Below are 17,479 nucleotides of genomic sequence, written 5' to 3'. Positions count from 1 at the left end.
TCTTCGTGTCTGATATCGCTATTGTCGGAATCGGTTGCCGTTATGCCGGTGGCATCGATTCGCCGGAATCCTTTTGGGACTTCATCGTCGACAAACGCGACGGTGTGGTCGACATTCCCGCCGAACGCTGGGATTATCGCCGCTACTACGACGCGGATCGGCGCACTCCCGGCCGCATGTACACCAAGCGCGCCGCCTTCATGACCGGCGATCCCTGGCAGTTCGATCCCGATTTCTTCGGCATCTCACCGCGCGAGGCGGCCGCGATGGACCCGCAGCAGCGGCTCATCCTGGAGATCGCATGGGAGGCCCTCGACGACTCGGGGATCGCCGGCAAGATCGCGGGTGCGCCGATCGGCGTCTACATCGGTGCGTTCACCATGGATCGGCTCGCGGTGTCGATGGCGGGGGAGGCGCTGCCGTTCGTCGATATGCACACCGCGGTCGGCGCCTCCTACACGATGCTGTCCAACCGCATCGCCTACGCCCTCAATATGGTCGGCCCGGCGGTCACGGTCGACACCGCGTGCTCCTCATCGTTGATCGCCGTGCATCTGGCCTGCCAGGCCCTCGACAGTGGTGACTGCGAGGTCGCGATGGCCGGTGGCGTCACCATGCTGTTGCAGCCGGAACCGTTCGTCTCCATGTGCAAGGGCGGCTTCCTGGCCGCCGACGGCCGCAGCAAACCCTTCGACGCCGCCGCCGACGGTTACGGCCGCGGTGAGGGTTCGGGCATGGTGGTGTTGAAGAAGCTGGACGCCGCCGTTCGCGACGGCGACCGCATCTACGCCGTCATCAAGGCTACCGGCGCCAATCAGGACGGTCGCACGACCGCCATTACCGTCCCGAATGCCGATCTCCAGGAGGCGCTGGCCAAGAAGGTCACGCGCCGCGCGGGGCTGGCGCCGCACGAGATCACCTATGTCGAGGCGCACGGCACCGGCACACCGGTCGGCGATCCGCTGGAGTTGCAGGCCATCGGCCGGGCCTACGGCAAGGTCGAGGGCCGCAGCGAGCCGCTGGGGGTGGGATCGGTGAAAGCGCAGCTCGGGCATACCGAAGCGGCGTCGGGTGTTGCGAGCATCATCAAATCCGCACTGGCCATCGCGCACCGCACCATCGCACCACAGGGCTGGCTCGAACAGCCCAACCCGGATATACCGTTCGACGAGCTGGGGATAAAGATCCAGCTCGAGGCGCAGCCGGTGGGCCCAGAGGTCGAGCGGATGACGGTGGCGGTCAACGGTTTCGGCTACGGCGGCACCAACGCGCACGTCATCATGCAGGAGTACCGCCCGGCCGAAACCGCGGACCGGCCGACGCCGAAGCACTTCGGTGTGCTGCCGCTCTCGGCGCGCAGTGAACAGGCCGCCCGCGATCTGGCCAGGGGTTTCGCCGAGCGCATCGCCGACGGCGCCGATCCCGCCCATCTGGCCGAAGCGGCGTGGACACGACGCCAACACCACCCCTTCCGCACGGCGCTGACCTTCGGCGACGACACCGAACTCGTGCGTGCGCTGATCGACTTCGCCGGGGGCGAGGGCCGTGGCGCGACGAAGATGGTGGCGCGCAAAGCCGCCGAACCGGTCTTCGTGTTCACCGGGATGGGCCCGCAATGGTGGGCGATGGGCCGGGAACTGTTGCAGTCCGATGGCGTCTTCGCCGATGAGGCGGCGCGGATCGACGCGGTGTTCCAGGAGATCTCCGGCTGGTCCATCATCGAGGAACTGCTGCGCCCGGAGGAGGAATCGAAGGTCACCAGTACCGCGGTGGCACAGCCCGCCAACTTCCTGGTGCAGGTATCGCTGTTCGCGTTGCTGACCGAACTCGGTGTGCGTCCGGCCGCGGTGGTCGGGCACAGTGTCGGCGAAGTGTCGGCGGCCTATGTCACGGGCATGCTGTCGTTGCGGGACGCGCTGCTGGTGAGCTATCACCGCGCGCGTTTGCAGGCCACCACGGCGGGAACCGGTGGGATGCTGGCCGTCGGGTTGTCGCCCGCGGCGGCGGGCGCGCTGATCGACGGCGACGACCGCGTCGATATCGCAGCGGTCAACAGCCCGAATGCCGTCACTCTCGCCGGTGACGTGGCGCGGCTCGACGAGATCGCCGAACAGCTCACCGCCGACGGCACTTTCGCCAAGCGACTACACGTGGAAGTGCCCTACCACAGCTATCTGATGGAGCCGATCCTCGACGAGCTGCGGACGGTGCTCGCGGATCTGCGGCTGTCGGATCCGGTGCTTGCGCTGTACTCCACGGTGACCGGCGAACCGGTCACCGGCGGCGACTGGAACGCCGAGTACTGGTGCGCGAATGTCCGTCAGCCGGTGCGGTTCGCCGACGCGATCACCGCGCTGGTCGGCGCGGGCAGCCGGGTGTTCCTCGAGGTCGGCCCGCATCCGGTGCTCGGTGCCAATATCCGCGAGATCCTGATCGGTGCGGGCGAGACCGGCACCAGCGTCGCGACGCTGAACCGCAAACAGCCCGATTCCGCGAGCATCCGCCAGACCATCGGCGGCCTCTACACCGCGGGCGTGCTCGATATCGATGCCCTGTTCGCCGGACACCCGGTGACCCCGCATATCGACCTGCCGCGCTATCCGTGGCAGCGGACAGTGCTGCACAACGAGCTGCCGGGGCTCACCCAGCACAAGTACGGCACGCCCGGCGCCTATCCGATGCTCGGTGACCCCGATCTGCTCGACGCGTCCTCGTGGACCGTGCAATTGAGCCTCGCGGCGATGCCGTGGCTGGACGATCACATCGTCGGTGGCGCGCGCATCCTGCCCGGCGCGGCCTATCTGGATGCCGCCCTGAGCGCCGCCGCTGTGCGGTCCGAGGCGGCGAGCGTCGCGGTCGAGGACGTGCGATTCGTCGCGCCGCTGATCATCGCCGACGGTGCGGCGCCGGTGGTCGAATTCGCGGTCGAGGAGTCGACCCAGCGGTTCACCATCCGCTCGCGCGGCGCCGCCGAGACGACCTGGACCATCAACGCGCTCGGTCGGCTGGTCACCGGCACGTTCGAACCGTCGAAGGTGGAGCTGCCCGACGCCGCGGACATGCTCGACCTCGACCCGGCCGCCTTCTACGCCGGTCTCGCCGAACGCGGTCTCGCCTACGGTCCGGCATTCCAGCGCGCCACCTCGGTGCGGATCGCCGATTCCACCGTGCTGGCGACCCTCGACGGCAGTATCGCCCGCGATTCCGGCCATCTCGCGCACCCCTGCGTGGTCGACGCCGCCTTGCAGAGCGTCGCCGCGCTGCTGGCGGGGACGGCGAACTCCCAGGACGGTGCGATGGTTCCGGTCGGGGTCGACGGTGTGCGCGCGTTCGCGAAGATCCCGGACGAGGTGATCGTGATCGCCCGGCTGGACACCGATGGTGAGCCGACCGCCGATATCGATCTGCTCGACGCCGAACACAACCTGGTGATGCGGATCGCGGGGATGCGATTCGGTTCCATCGCGCCGGGACGCGGTGCGGTGCAACGGATGACGGACTTCTTCTACGAAGACCGCTGGGAGCTGCGCGATCCGGTCGACCGCAGCGGACTACCCGACCCCGAGACCGCGTTCACCCTCGTGGTGGAGCTGGGCTCACAGGTCGGCAGCCGGGCGAAGCAGGTCGCGGGCACCGCGCACCGGTCCGAGATCGTCACCGTCGGTGATCCGGCGCGCGCGGATCTGGAAACCGCGCTGCTCGAGCGGGTACGCGCCGCCGCGGCCGTCGACGGCGTCGACCGCGTGCACGTGGTGGTCGTCGCGGGCGCGCAATACCCGGATATGGACAACCTCTGGACGCTGCGCAGGCTCGCGGTGACGCTCGAGGGCTTCCTCGAAGACTGGCTGGAGCAGCGTGCGGCCGAGGTGTCGATCATCGGTGACGGCTCCATCCACGCCACCCTGATCACCGAACACGCCTTCGCGCATCCGGATGACGAGGTGGCGCCGAACCCGAGCCATGCGGCGCTGGCGGGCGCTCGCCGGGTGCTGTTGAACGAGCAGCCGAGGCTGCGGTGGCGGCTCATCGACGTCGACGCCGAGATCGCCGACGCCGATCTGGCGGCCGAACTGGCCATCGGCGGCGCCTTCACCTACGACCATTCCGACGAGGTGTTCCTGCGCAACGGCCTGCGCTGGGTGACGGTGGTGGAGGCATCGCTGCCGAACCGGCTCGAAGCGCTCGACGAGGCGGTCCCACTGACCGATCCCGAGGCGAATTTCACCCTCGAACTGCCGAAATCGCGGGTGCTGTCACGGTTGGGTTGGCGTCGCTGCGACCGGCGCGCGCCCGGCCCGACCGAGGTGGAGATCCGGGTCCGCGCGGTCGGACTCAACTACAAGGACCCGCTGAAGGTGATCGGCGTCCTCACCGAACGCGAACTCGCGGGCACCTTCTTCGGCACCACGCCCGGAATGGAGGGCATCGGCACGGTCGTGCGAGCCGGAACGCAGGTCGAGCACGTGGCGGTCGGCGATCAGGTCAGCCTCGGCTCGAAGGGCATGATCAGCCGCTTCCACACCACCGACGCCGATCTGGTGCGCAAACTCGCACCGGACGTGGACCCCGCGCACTGCACCAACGCGACCGCGTTCGCCACGGCCGAGCATTCGCTGCTGGAACTCGCGCGGGTGCGGCCGGGGGAGACGGTCCTGGTGCACGGCGCGGCGGGCGGTGTCGGTGCGGCGACCGTGCAGATCGCGAAAGCTCATGGTGCGCAGGTGATCGGCACCGCGAGCACCGATGAACGGCGCGCGTACGTGCTGGCGCAGGGCGCCGACCATGTGCTGAACTCGCGGTCACTGAATTTCGTCGACGATGTGCTCGGCCTGACCGACGGTCGCGGCGCCGATGTGGTGATCAGCTCCGCGCCCGGGGAGATTCTGCGCCACAACTTCAAGGCCGTCGCCGAATTCGGGCGGATCGTGGAGGTCGGCAAGGCCGATATCTACACCGGCGGCATGCTCGACCTGCGCCATTTCGACAAGAACGTCTCCTATCACTCGATGGACCTCGACCGGATGCTGGCATTGCGCCGGCACGCCACGGTCGAACTGGTGCAGCGCAGCTACACCACCATCGCCGCGGGCACCTACCGGCCGCTGCCCTACGAGTCCTATGGGACCGCGGAGGTGGCCAAGGCGTTCGAGGAGGTCGCGCGGTCGAGCAAGATCGGCCGGGTGGCGTTGAACCTGGAAGACGAAGCGCCGCTGGTCCGCCCGCAGATCCCCGAGGTCACCGTCGACCCCGACGGCCAGTACCTGATCACCGGCGGTTTCGGTGCGTTCGGGCTGGCCATGGGACGCTGGCTGGTCGGTAAGGGCGCCACACGCTTGACGCTGCTCGGCCGCGACGGTGCCACCAGCGAGGCCGCGAAGCAGCAGCTCGCGATCTGGCAGGACAAGGGCGTCGAGATCACCACCGAACGGGTAGATGTCACCGACCCGGAGGCCATCGCGGCGGTGGTGGCGCGAGCGCACACCACGGCACATCCGTTGCGCGGAGTGCTCCACACCGCCGGTGTGGTGGACGATAAGCGGATCTCGGTGATGGATCGCGACAGCCTGGCCTCGGTGTTCCGCCCGAAGGTCGAGGGTGTGCGGGCACTGTTGCACGGACTGACCAGCGCGGGCGCCGAACTCGACCTGTTCGTCCTGTTCTCCTCCGGCAGTGCGATCTTCGGCGGCGTCGGCCAGTACGCCTACACCGCCGCGAATCTCGCGCTCCAGGCCGTGGCCGATGTGGTCGTACGCAAGGGCGGTAAGACGCTCGCGGTCGGCTGGGGACATATGTCGGGTGGCGGTATGGCCGCGGCGGATGAGAACCTGGCGCGCTATCTGCGCAATACCGGCTTCGACTCCATCGATATGGACGAGAGCACCGAATACCTGGAAGAAGCGCTGAAACTGGGGCTGCACCATTATGGCGCGATCTTCCCGATCGACTGGGGCAAGGTCGATGCGACCGCACCGTTCTTCGGTATGACCGGTCGGTTGCAGGCGCAGATCGCGGCGGCCGCGAAGGACGATTCGGCTGCCGCGCAACTCGCGGCCGCCCTGCGCGACCTCGACGAGGGCAAACGCAATGAGGTGGTGGCGCATATGCTCGCCGAACAACTCGCCTCGGTGATGGGCGTATCGGCGGAATCGATCGATCTGACCGTCCCGGTGCCGGAACTCGGACTCGACTCGCTCATGGCCGTCGAATTCGGTGCGCTGATCACCAAATCGCTCGGCGTCGATATGGCTTCGCTCCAGATGGGCCGCACCTTCACCCTCGAACAGGCGGGCGCCAAGGTCGCCGCGTTCCTCGTCGAGGGCAGCGGCACCCGGTCGGCCGCCGTCACCGCGCTGGAGCCGGCCGCGGAAGAGGTGGCGGCATGACCGAGTCGGCACGCGAACTGGCCCGGAAACTGCTGTCCGGCACGGGAACCGGCACCTCCACCGGAGCCGGATCCACGCGGCCAACAGCACCCGCGGCCCCCGTTCGGCCCACCGCGGGGTCGCCGACCGCCTCGGCTCCGCGGAAGCGCCGCGGTCCCGGCCGCCAGTTCGCCGACCATCCCGAGGTGGCGTCGATGGTGGCGCGCAGGGCGGCGATCGCAGGGCTCTACGAGCAGACCGGTATGCCCAACCCGCTGTTCCTACCGCGCACCGGAGCCAACGACACCACCATGCGCGTCGGCGACAAGGAACTGCTGAACTTCAGCGCCTACAACTATCTGGGGCTGGCCAACCATCCACGGGTGGTGGCCGGTGCCACGGCCGCACTCGACCGCTACGGCGCCTCGGCCTCGGCCAGCCGCATCCTCGCCGGTGAGATCGCGCTCTACGGGGAGCTCGAACAGCGGCTGGCCGACCGGTACGGCGTCGGTGACACCATGATCACCACCAGCGGCTACCTCACCAATGCCGGTGTGCTCGGGTTCCTGATGGGTGCTGGTGACCTCGCCGTCTGCGATGCGTTGATCCACGGCAGTGTCGTCTCCGGCACGCAGTGGGCGGGCTGTCGGCGAATCACCTTCCGGCACAACGACCCCGACGCCTTGCGTTCGGTGCTGCGGATGTCGCGCGCCGGTTTCGACCGGGCCCTCGTCGTGGTCGAGGGCCACTACAGCATGGACGGCACTGTCGGCCGGGTGGACGAGTTGGCGGCCGTCGCCAGGGAGTACGACTGCGCGGTCATGGTCGACGAAGCGCATTCGCTCGGGGTGTTCGGCGCGCGTGGGCACGGCATCCGTGAGCATTACGCGATGGCGGGCGAGGACGTCGACATCTGGATGGCGACGCTGTCCAAGGCGCTCGGCAGTGTCGGGGGTTTCATCGCGGGCGACGCCGATCTCATCGGCGCGATGAAGGCCGCCGCACCCGGTGTCGCCATGCTCACCGGCGGCCCGGCGCCGTCGGCGGTCGGTGCCGCCCTCGCGGCCCTCGACGTGCTCGAGGACGAACCGGAGCGGCTGACCCGATTGTGGTCGAACGCGAAATACTTCACCGCGAAACTGACCGAACGGGGATTGAACCTCGGTGATTCCGAGGGCACGCCGATCTGTCCGGTCATCGTGCCCGGCGAGATCCGTTCCGGGTTCGTGGCGTCCTCACTGCTGCAAAAGGGTGTGTACGCGGGCAATATCTCCGCGCCCGCGGTCCCGGCGGGCCAGGAACGGTTACGTTTCTTCGTCACCTCCGAGCACACCGAACAACAGCTCGCCACGACCGCGGATCTGCTGGCCGAGGCCGTCGCCGCGGCCGCGCATGTGCCGGATCCGACAGTACCGAACTGAATTCGGCCGCAACGTTATTCGATGATGAACAGGAAGGGCGCGGTGCGTCGATGAGCGAGCAGGTGGAGTTGGGATGGTCGCGGCCGGACAGTCCGCGGCTGCGCAACCCGCTACCGTGGCGGTTCGCGCCGCCCAACGCCGAGATCGTGGTGCCGGTGCTGCATCACGTCACCATCATGGGCACCTGGACCATGCTGGTGAACAACATCCACCTGCTGGCCATCGCGCATCCCATCCTGCCCATCGCGGACTGGGAGCTGATCGCGTTGCGTGGCAGCTGGAACTGCGGTGGCCGGTTCGAATGGGAGAACCACGTCCTCACCGCCAAGGTGCTGCGCAAGGACGCCGACTATCTGGTCGCGATCAAGGAGGGGCCGTCGGCGGCGTCGTGGAACGATCGGCAGGCCGCGATCCTCACCGCCGTCGATGAACTGCACGAGGACCAGCTCGTCTCCGAGGCGACGAAGCAGTGGCTGCTGCGGTACCTGTCCCCGCGCCAGTACCGGGAGTTGTACTCGGTGGGCGCGATGTACGAGGTGCTGGCGATGGTCAACAATTTCTGCCCGCCGGGGGAGCTGTTCGACTTCGAGCCCCGCGCCTCGCGCCGATCGCCCGCCCGCCCGCGACGTCCACGTAGGGACCGGCCGCTGGCGCCGCGGCCCGCCGAGATCACCACTGCGCCACCGCCCTCCGGTCCGCACATCTGGGTGCCGCACGATCAGGAGATCATCGCGGAATTTGCGCTCAACCATCCGTGGACCGCCGCGATCGTGCGCCGGATCGACCGGCTGGCCGCACGACGGATGAAGCTCGGGCCCGCCGACCGCGAACTCGCCATCCAGCGGATGCTGTGGCGGGTCGGCCCGATCGGCGAATGGTCCATGCGTTCGGCCGCGGACCCCCGGACAGCGGCGGTGGTCGCCGCCGGACCCGACGGCCCGGACGCGACCCCGGCCCAGAGGGCGCTCATGCGCGCTGTCGACGAACTGGACACCGAGTACTTCATCAGCGACGGCACCTGGGCCGACCTGCGCCACCACTTCTCGGTGAAACAGCTGCTCGAACTCGTGCCGCTGGTCGGCAACTACCGGGTCTACGCCGCGATCATGAACAATCGCGGCTGACCGCGCACCGGATCACGAATACCGTTCCGGCGGCGGTGAGCGGTATAAATGCTGCATGGGAGAGCCGGTGACCGACACCGATGGCGCGGACGCGCCGTCGATGGCGCGCACCTCCCTGCTACGTGAGCTGCCCGCCACCCAGCGTGGTCTGCGGACGCGGGCCGCGCTGGTCGCCGCCGCGCGGGAGGTCTTCGAACGCAACGGCTACCTCGAGACCCGGCTGATCGACATCACCCAGGCCGCCAAATGTTCCTCGGGCACCTTCTACACCTACTTCGCGAGCAAAGAAGAGATCTTCGCCGCGGTGCTCGAGGTGGCGCAGGAGGACATGATGCATCCCGGCATGCCGCATGTGCCGGAAGACGACGATCCCGCGGCCATCGTCGAGGCCAGCAATCGCGCCTATTTCGAGGCCTACAGCCGCAATGCCGAACTCATGGCACTGCTGGAACAGGTCGCGAGCATCGACCCCGAATTCGCCGAGTTGCGTCAGCGGCGCGCCGATGCGTTCGTCCAGCGCAACGCCCGCAGCATCGCCGATCTACAAGCCCGCGGGCTCGCCGATCAGGAGCTGGATCCCGTGCTCGCGTCCCGTGCGTTGTCGAGCATGGTGAGCAGGCTCGCGTTCACCCATTTCGTCACCGCGCGCGACAGCGACCCGGTGACCATCGATGAGCTGACCTTCACCGCGACGCGGTTGTGGGTCAACGCGCTGCGTATCCCCACCAAGTCGTAGGCGTTCGACCTGCACGGATGCTGCGCCCCTGTCCACACAGGCGTCCTTAATTGAAGTTGACGCCGAGTTCAACTATGGTCGGTGGCACCCGTCGACAGGAGGTCAGATGTCGCTGTTCGAGATCTCGGATCGTGCCGAAAAGTACCGGCAGGACCTACTCGAGTTCATGGATTCGCACGTGTACCCGGCCGAGACCGTCTACGACGAGCAGATGCGCGCCTCCGGCGATCCGAATTTCCAGCCGCCGATCCTCGAGGAACTCAAAGCCGAGGCTCGCGCGCGTGGGCTGTGGAATCTGTTCCATCCGCATCCGGACTGGGGGCCGGGGCTGACCAATCTCGAATACGCGCCGCTGGCCGAGATCATGGGCCGCAGTCCGCTGGCGCCGGAAGCGTGTAACTGCAATGCGCCCGATACCGGCAATATCGAGGTCTTCACCCTGTTCGGCACCGACGAACACAAGGAGAAGTACCTGAAGCCGCTGCTGGACGGAACCATGGCATCGGCCTTCGCCATGACCGAGCCCGCGGTGGCCAGCTCGGACGCGACCAATGTCGAACTATCCATGGTCCGCGACGGTGACGGCTACCTGCTCAACGGCCGGAAGTGGTTCGCCTCCAACGCCTTGCACAAGAACTGCAAGGTGATGATCGTGATGGGCAAGACCGATCCGTCCGCGGCGCCGCACCGTCAGCAGTCGATGATGGTGGTGCCGATGGACGCACCCGGCGTCACGGTGCTGCGTGGACTGCCGGTGTTCGGCTATCAGGACCGCGAGGGCCACGCCGAGATCGACTTCGACAATGTCCGGGTACCGGCCGAGGACGTCCTGAAAGGGGAGGGTGAGGGCTTCGCCATCAGTCAGGCCCGGCTCGGACCGGGTCGCATCCACCACTGCATGCGGGCCATCGGTATGGCCGAGCGCGCATTGGAGCTGCTGTGCAAGCGCGCCCGTTCTCGGGTGACCTTCGGCAAGCCGATCAGCGATAACGCCAATATCCAGGACTGGATTGCCGAGGCGCGCATCGAGATCGAGATGATCCGGCTGCTCACGTTGAAGGCCGCGTACCTGATGGACACCGTCGGCAACAAGGAGGCGCGCACCGAGATCGCGGCGATCAAGGTGGCCGCACCGCAGATCGCATTGCGGATCGTCGACCGCGCCATCCAGGTGCACGGCGCCGCGGGCGTCACCGACGATTTCCCGCTGGCCATGGCCTGGGCGCATCTGCGCACCCTGCGTCTGGCCGATGGGCCGGACGAGGTGCACAAACGGGCCATCGCGAAACAAGAACTGCGCAAGTACCGCGACCAGGCCGGGCAGAGCTGACCATCACCGGAACCGACCTGAGCGGACCCGCCACTGTCGCGCGCGAGATCGGTGTCGAGGCGAATCCCACGCTGTGCCGTGCGAGTGTGCCGGGGTAGGTGAACCGCAAGGAGGCCGGGGCGCGATGTGCCCCGGCCTCGTCGTCAGTCCGCCGTAGGGGCGACGATATGGGCGAGCTTGTCCGACAAACGCTCCAGATAGGCGACGACCTCCGGCTCCGGTTTGTCCGGCAGCCCGTAGAGCACATCGGTGACACCGCATTCGGCCCATTCGGCGAGACGTTCGGCATTCGGTTTGATATCGAGTGCGACCACGCGCGGATGTCCGGGGCGGCCCGCGTCGGTCCAGATCTTGCGCAGCAAGGCCAGCCGCTCGGAGATGTCCGTCTCGCCCGGTGTGGTGATCCAGCCGTCGGCCGAGGTGGCGATCCAGCGGAAGGTCCGCTCGGTGCCCGCCGCGCCGATCAGGACGGGAACCGATCCGCGCACCGGCTTCGGCCACGCCCAGCTCGCGCCGAAATCCACGAATTCCCCGTGGTATTCGGCCTCTTCCTGCGACCACAGCGCGGCCATGGATTCCAGATACTCCCGTAGCACGGTGCGTCGCTTGTTCGCTGGCACCCCGTGGTCGCTGAGTTCATCGGTGTTCCAACCGAATCCGGCGCCGAGCACCACCCGCCCGCCCGAGAGGTGATCCAGCGAGGCGATGGTCTTGGCCAGCGTGATCGGATCGTGTTCCACCGGCAAGGCCACCGCGGTGGACAATTCGATCCGCTCGGTGACCGCGGCGGCCGTCGCCAGCGCCACCCACGGGTCGAGGGTGCGCATATAGCGATCATCGGGGAGGGATTCGTCGCCGGTCTGCGGATGAGCGGCCTCCCGTTTCACGGGGATATGGGTGTGCTCCGGCACGTAGAAGGAGTGAAACCCCATGTCCTCGGCCGCACGCGCCGCGGCGGCCGGGGTGATGCCACGATCGCTGGTGAACAGCACGATGCCGAAACGCAGCGCGTCGCCGAGAGGGCCAGAGCCGGTCATATATGCACTCCTTCGGGTTCGCCGAGGTGCAGCCGCCCCGGCGGTGTCACCGCCACCCGACGGCGGGTGCGGTGTCGACGTGCCCAGCTCGTCGGAAGTGTCTGGACAGGTGTTCGGAATATTATCCAAAGCGAGTGGCTCCAGCAAGAACGTGTTCCAGTTCAGCTCCCGGCCGCGTCGGCGCACCGCCGGAGGATCATGGCCGCCTGCTCGTCGTCCCAGTCGTGGATCACCCGGCACAGGAGACGTCACCGTTGGCGGGCAGCGGATCGAAGATACTCTGCCCGGCGAACTCGCAGCGGTCGTCGACGCTTCGATACATGCCCGTTGCCGACGGGTCGTCGACAGAGCATTCGACCGGGTGGAGTACGGCAGGCGGCTCGGGCGGTTCGGTGGGGCCGACCGGTGCGTTCGCGCGAACAGGGCGAGGGTGGGTCGTTGCGACCTGGATCCGCAGACCGGCGCGCATTACCGGCCCGACCCGTTCATCCGGGGCCGCTCGACGGTGACAGCGGTGTACGGCGTGGTCGGCGCGGGTGACGTCGTGAATCGGGCATTGGGTAGGTACAGGCGGTTTCCGAATGCCGCGACGGTCGTCGGAACATCCATGCGGGGATCGCTGAGATGTCGCTCGACTCGTCCGCTGGTCCCGGCCTGATCGAGGGTGATCACCGCGATGGTGTTCAGTCGGTTCTGCACGACGAACAGCGTCCTGTCGTCCCGCAACAGCCCGTCGCCGCCGGGCAGGGTCTCGGCGCTCAGATCGATCCGCCGCGTCACACCTGAGACCGGGTCCACACGGAACAGATGACCGGTGGTCGACTGCACGATGATCAGCCCGGTGCCGTCGGGTGTGCGCACGATCCCGTTGGCGTTGATCTGGTCGGCCACATACGTGAGGTCCCCGGTCAGTGGCCGCTGTACCACCGCATCCGGTGTGGGTAGGGCGCCGTCGCGGCCGATCGGCAGGTGATAGAGCACCGGCGTGCGGGAATCGGTGAACCACGCACCGGTCGGCGTGAGCGCCACATCGTTGACGAACGTATCCGGCGGCGTGCCGAGCCGGTAGCTCGCGAGCACTGCACCGGTCTCCGCGTCGACCACCCGCGCATCGCCGCCCGTGCCGCCCGCGACGAACAACCGGCCCCGCGGATCGACCGCGAGACCGAGCGCGGGCGTGCCCGGTCCGGGGCCGAGAGTGGTGCCGCGCCCGGTGCTCAGATCGACGCGATAGAGGGTGCCGTCGACCCGAGAACCGAAATAGGCCACGGGGAACGCCCCGATCGCGATGCCTTCGGGCTGGAACCCGGCCGGAAGATCGATCGTCGGCGGGAACAGTGGAGGATGCGCGTGCCCCGGCACAGGGGCGAGGAGCGCCGCCACCAAGGACGTGAAGCCGACCGCTGTGCCGAGGACTCGATTCATTTCGCTGATGCCTCCATGCCGCGACGTGCCGCCGTCGGATCAGTACCCGACGGTGAAATGACGTTCCACACCGGGATTTTCGAGTTCGTCGACCACGGCGACCGCCAGATCCTCGGCCGAGATCCGGGACGAGCCATCGGCATCGGTGAGTAGGGTCGTGGTTCCGCGCCGGTATCGGCCGGTGCGTCGACCCGGTTCGAGCATCGCGGGTGGACTGAGATACACCCACCGCGCCGGATGGGGCAGGCACGCGTCGAGTTGCGCGATGCTGGCGGCCGCGATGGGACGGATATGCGCCGGGACGTGATCGGGACTGTCGATGACGAGCCGATCATCGTCGTCGGAGACGCGCAGGGGTGCGGCGCCGCCGACGACGAGAATGCGCGTGCGGGTCTTCGCCGCCGCGTCGAGCAGGCCGGTCGTCGTGTCGGTGACATCGTGTTCATGCCCTGGTGCCGGACGGGTCGCGGCCACGATCGCGTCCGCGCCGTCGAAGAATTCGCTCATCCGGCCGGGATCGCTCGCCTCACCCGCGACGGCGACCACGCCCGGCGGCAACGCGACCTGTCGTTCCGTGCGGAACACTGCGATCAGTTCATGGCCGCGGCGCGCGGCCTCGGTGATAACGCGTGAGCCGACCATGCCCGCGGCGCCGACAACGGCGATCTTCATCGAATACTTCCTTTCGGTGTGGGTGATGCGACAGCGCCGGAGGGCGCCGGTAGTTGGCCCGCGACGATCGCGGCGAGCGCGAGCACGAAGCCGGTGAGCTGGATCGGGCCGAGGGTTTGGCCGAGGACAACCGCGCCCAGGATCGCCGCCACCAGTGGCGACAGCAGGACGAGCACCGCGACGGAGGTGACCGGTAGCGCGCCGATACCGCGGAACCACACGATGTAGGCGAACAGGCCACCCACCAAGCCCATCCAGAGATAGCCGAGGGCCGCGTCCGCGTCGATCGCCGGTGGCGCACCCTCCAGAAGGAAGGTGAGGGGCAGCAGGAACAGTCCACCGGCGGTGAGTTGCCAGCCCGCGAATGCGGTGGGCCCGATCCCGTCCGGGCGGCCCCAGCGTTTGGTGAGTGTCAGACCCAATGCCATGGAGGCCGCGCTGGCGACGCCCGCCACGAGGCCGACGGTGTCCAGGCCTGCGTTCGGCCCGATCACCACGAGCCCGACCCCGACCACGCCGATCACACCCCAGCCCAGCCGCCACGCCGACAGGCTCTCGCGCAGGACCGGCACGGCCAGCAGCGCCACGGCCAGCGGCTGCGCCGCCGCCAAGGTCGCGGCGACGCCACCGGGCAGATGTTCGGCGGAGAGGAACAGCAGCGGGAACGGCAGCCCGATGTAGAGCACGCCGAGTGTCGCGGCCTTCCACCACCAGGAACCGCGCGGCAGCATCCGGCTGAACGCCAGCGCGATCAACCCGGCGGGCAGCGCACGCAGCAGGCCAGCGAACACCGGATGTCCCGGTGGGAGGAGTTCGGTGGTCACGACATAGGTCGTGCCCCAGGTGATGGGTGTGAGCGCTGTCAGTGCGGTGAGCGGCAGGTTTCCGTATCCGGAGCCGGACCCGGCGGGCGGTCCGGCGGAAACCAGCCCCGCTGCTGAACTTTTCATGCTCACCATCTCACCCCGATTCGATCAATGAATCCAACACATGTTTGTCACCACAACGATCGTGATTCACGATGGATAGATGGAGCTTCAGCAGATGCGCTATGTCCTCGCCGTCGCCGAGACGAACAGCTTCACCCGCGCCGCCGAACGATGCCTGGTCGTCCAATCCGCTCTCAGCCACCAGATCGCGCGTCTGGAACGGGAACTCGGCGCGCGGCTGTTCGAACGCACCAGCCGTCGGGTGCGGCTGACGCCCGCGGGTGAAGCTTTTCTCCCCGCGGCCCGCCAATGCTTGGACGCCGCCGAACGGGCGGGCGCCGAGGTCGCGGCGGCGGTCGGCGAGATCCGCGGACGTCTTGCAGTGGGTTTGATCCCGTCGGTCGCCGCCGTCGACGTGCCCGCGGCGCTACGCGAGTTCCGCCAGCGGTATCCGCATGTGCGGATCAATCTGCGGGTGGAGGCGAGCGAGGGGCTGGCCGAACTGGTGGAGCAGGGAGCTCTCGACGTGGCATTCCTCGGGCTGCCGCCCACCGCGCGGCCGCGCGGGGTCGCGGCGCACGAACTCGTCCGGGACCGGCTCGTCGCCGTCGTCGCACCGGGCCATCGGCTCGCGGAAGCCTCCTCGGTCGATCTGCGCACACTGTCGTCGGAGGTGTTCGTGGACCTGCCGCCCGGAACGGCCGGACGCGCACAATCCGACCTGGCCTTCGCCTCCGCCGGTCTCGAGCGCGAGGTGGCCTTCGAGGTCAGCTCCGCCGATTACATCACCCGGCTCGTCGGTCAGGACCTCTGTATCGCCATGCTGCCCTCGCTGTGGGTGCCCCATCTGAGCGGTGTGGTGACCGTCGAGGTCACCGATGGGCCCACTCGCGTCGAATACGTCGTCTGGGGCCGGACCACGCGCAGTCCGGCGGCGACCGCCTTCCTGGAGATCCTCGGCGTCCCGGACACATCGGCGGGCAGCCAGGCGATCCGCGCCGTGTCGTGAGAGTTCGCGCGATCATCCTCCACGGGTGAGGCCGCAGTGAGCGCCGCGTCGCATGCTGTTGCTGGAGGTGCTGGGTGTATCGGGGTGGCACCGATACACCCGGCCTCGGACATGAGGACAACCGGCAGGATCGGTCATGGCGGATGCGGATATCGGCTCGTCCGGTGACGGTGCGGACAAGGCGCCCGGCGAAGCCACGCGTGATGAGCGGGGCGAGGATTCCGGCGGCTCGCGAACACCGGCACCCGCTCGGCGCGGTCGCCGGCTGCGGTGGACCGTGGTGATCGTGCTCCTGGTCGTCACCGGCGTCCTCGCCATGGCCTCGGTACTGGCTCGGGTCGTGCACACCACCGTCCTCGACACCGACGGCTATGTGGATACTGTCGCGCCGCTGGCGGCGGACCCGGCGGTCCGGGCGGCGCTCACCGATCGGGTCACCGAGGAGATCGTCACCCGCATCGATATCGAGGCGGTCGTATCGCAAGCCTTGGCCGATGTCGCGGGCGAGGGCGAACGGCGCGAGCGCGTCATCGCGAGCCTGACGCCCCTCCTCGCCGATCAAGCCGAGGATTTCGTGCACGAGACGGTCGCCTCGATGGTCGGCTCCGACCGGTTCGCCGACCTGTGGTCCGGGGCGAACCGGGCCGCGCACCGCAGTATCGTCGCCGTGCTCACCGGCCGGACCAGCATGGCGGCGGTGGATATCGATGACAGCGGGACGATCAGCGTCTCGCTCGCCGCGATCATCGAGGAGGCGAAGGCTCGGCTGCTCGAGCGCGGATTCGTCTTCGCCGAACGCATTCCACAGGTCGACACCCAGTTCGTGCTGGCGCAGTCACCCGAGCTGGCCGAGGCACGGCGCCTCGTCGACGCGCTCGACCGGACGGCGACGGTCCTACCCTGGGTGACACTGCTCGCTGCGGCGGCAGCGATCGCGTTCGCGCCCACCGGTTCTCGACGTCGCGCGACCGCTGCGCTCGGCGTGACGCTCACGGTCGCCATGGCGATACTCGCGCTCGCCATCCAGTTCGTGCGCTGGTACTACCTCGACGATCCGGGGCAGGCGATCCGCTCACCGGAGGCGGCCGCCGCGGTCTTCGACGCCGTGACGTTACCGCTGTGGAACCTCCTGCGCGCAGTCCTGCTGCTCGGCGTGATCGTCGCGGTGGTGGCCTACCTCATGGGCGGATCGGCGTCGGCCCGCGCGATCCGCCGTGGTGTGGGGCGGCTACCCGGGCTGTGGAAGCGTGGAAATCCCGCGACCGAGGCGCGGGTATGACGGCGGAATCGCTCGGCACCGGCCGCACCGACAGCGCTCGGACCAACCCGCGCTACGCGGGCATCTACCTGGTGCTTCCGGGATGTGGCCGATCTGCCGCGCATCGGCCTGGCGATCTCACACGCGTACCTGCCGATTGCCACTGCTCGCCAGCT

Annotated in this window: 11 protein-coding genes; 7 read left to right on the top strand and 4 right to left on the bottom strand. The window is 68.2% G+C overall.

The window, feature by feature from the left end:
- Window positions 1-5: 5 nt before the first annotated feature.
- The 5 genes from QH168_RS22990 to QH168_RS22970 all read left to right on the top strand — a co-directional run bounded on the left by QH168_RS22990 (window position 6) and on the right by QH168_RS22970 (window position 10,973).
- Complete coding sequence (locus tag QH168_RS22990) at window positions 6-6,383, top strand: type I polyketide synthase (RefSeq protein ID WP_280236856.1); 6,378 nt, start codon at window positions 6-8, stop codon at window positions 6,381-6,383.
- Window positions 6,380-7,783 carry an aminotransferase class I/II-fold pyridoxal phosphate-dependent enzyme gene (locus tag QH168_RS22985; protein WP_280236855.1) on the top strand — a complete coding sequence of 468 codons (1,404 nt, stop codon included), beginning with the start codon at window positions 6,380-6,382 and terminating at the stop codon, window positions 7,781-7,783. Before QH168_RS22990 ends, QH168_RS22985 begins: the two co-directional genes overlap by 4 nt.
- 50 nt (window positions 7,784-7,833) lie before the next feature.
- Window positions 7,834-8,907 carry a carboxymuconolactone decarboxylase family protein gene (locus QH168_RS22980; protein ID WP_280236854.1) on the top strand — a complete coding sequence of 358 codons (1,074 nt, stop codon included), beginning with the start codon at window positions 7,834-7,836 and terminating at the stop codon, window positions 8,905-8,907.
- Window positions 8,908-9,007: 100 nt separating this feature from the next.
- Window positions 9,008-9,643: a TetR/AcrR family transcriptional regulator gene (locus QH168_RS22975; RefSeq protein WP_432421164.1), complete on the top strand. Its 636-nt coding sequence runs from the start codon at window positions 9,008-9,010 to the stop codon at window positions 9,641-9,643.
- A gap of 106 nt (window positions 9,644-9,749) precedes the next feature.
- Window positions 9,750-10,973, top strand: a complete 1,224-nt coding sequence (locus QH168_RS22970; RefSeq protein WP_280236852.1) for an acyl-CoA dehydrogenase family protein — start codon at window positions 9,750-9,752, stop codon at window positions 10,971-10,973.
- Between the two features lie 143 nt (window positions 10,974-11,116).
- Here the strand turns inward: QH168_RS22970 and QH168_RS22965 are convergent, their stop codons facing one another.
- The 4 genes from QH168_RS22965 to QH168_RS22950 form a co-directional block, all read right to left on the bottom strand.
- Entirely contained in the window at window positions 11,117-11,980 is an 864-nt protein-coding gene (locus tag QH168_RS22965; RefSeq protein ID WP_280468278.1) for an LLM class F420-dependent oxidoreductase, read from the bottom strand.
- Window positions 11,981-12,478: 498 nt separating this feature from the next.
- Complete coding sequence (locus QH168_RS22960; protein WP_280236851.1) at window positions 12,479-13,435, bottom strand: SMP-30/gluconolactonase/LRE family protein; 957 nt, start codon at window positions 13,433-13,435, stop codon at window positions 12,479-12,481.
- Window positions 13,436-13,474: 39 nt separating this feature from the next.
- A complete protein-coding gene (locus QH168_RS22955) occupies window positions 13,475-14,107 on the bottom strand; it encodes an NAD(P)-dependent oxidoreductase (protein ID WP_280236850.1) in 633 nt (210 codons plus the stop codon).
- Window positions 14,104-15,057: an EamA family transporter gene (locus QH168_RS22950; RefSeq protein ID WP_280236849.1), complete on the bottom strand. Its 954-nt coding sequence runs from the start codon at window positions 15,055-15,057 to the stop codon at window positions 14,104-14,106. The genes QH168_RS22955 and QH168_RS22950 overlap by 4 nt, the downstream gene beginning before the upstream one ends.
- A 79-nt stretch (window positions 15,058-15,136) precedes the next feature.
- On the opposite strand from QH168_RS22950, the gene QH168_RS22945 reads away from it, so the two are divergent.
- Both QH168_RS22945 and QH168_RS22940 read left to right on the top strand, forming a co-directional pair.
- Window positions 15,137-16,045: a LysR family transcriptional regulator gene (locus QH168_RS22945; protein WP_280236848.1), complete on the top strand. Its 909-nt coding sequence runs from the start codon at window positions 15,137-15,139 to the stop codon at window positions 16,043-16,045.
- Between the two features lie 136 nt (window positions 16,046-16,181).
- Window positions 16,182-17,324, top strand: coding sequence for a hypothetical protein (locus QH168_RS22940; RefSeq protein WP_280236847.1), 1,143 nt, complete (start codon window positions 16,182-16,184; stop codon window positions 17,322-17,324).
- Window positions 17,325-17,479 lie beyond the last annotated feature (155 nt).

Source organism: Nocardia cyriacigeorgica, assembly GCF_029868385.1.
Classification (GTDB): domain Bacteria; phylum Actinomycetota; class Actinomycetes; order Mycobacteriales; family Mycobacteriaceae; genus Nocardia; species Nocardia cyriacigeorgica_F.
Note: the sequence above shows the minus strand (reverse complement) of the source record. Positions and strands in the feature narration are given on the sequence as shown.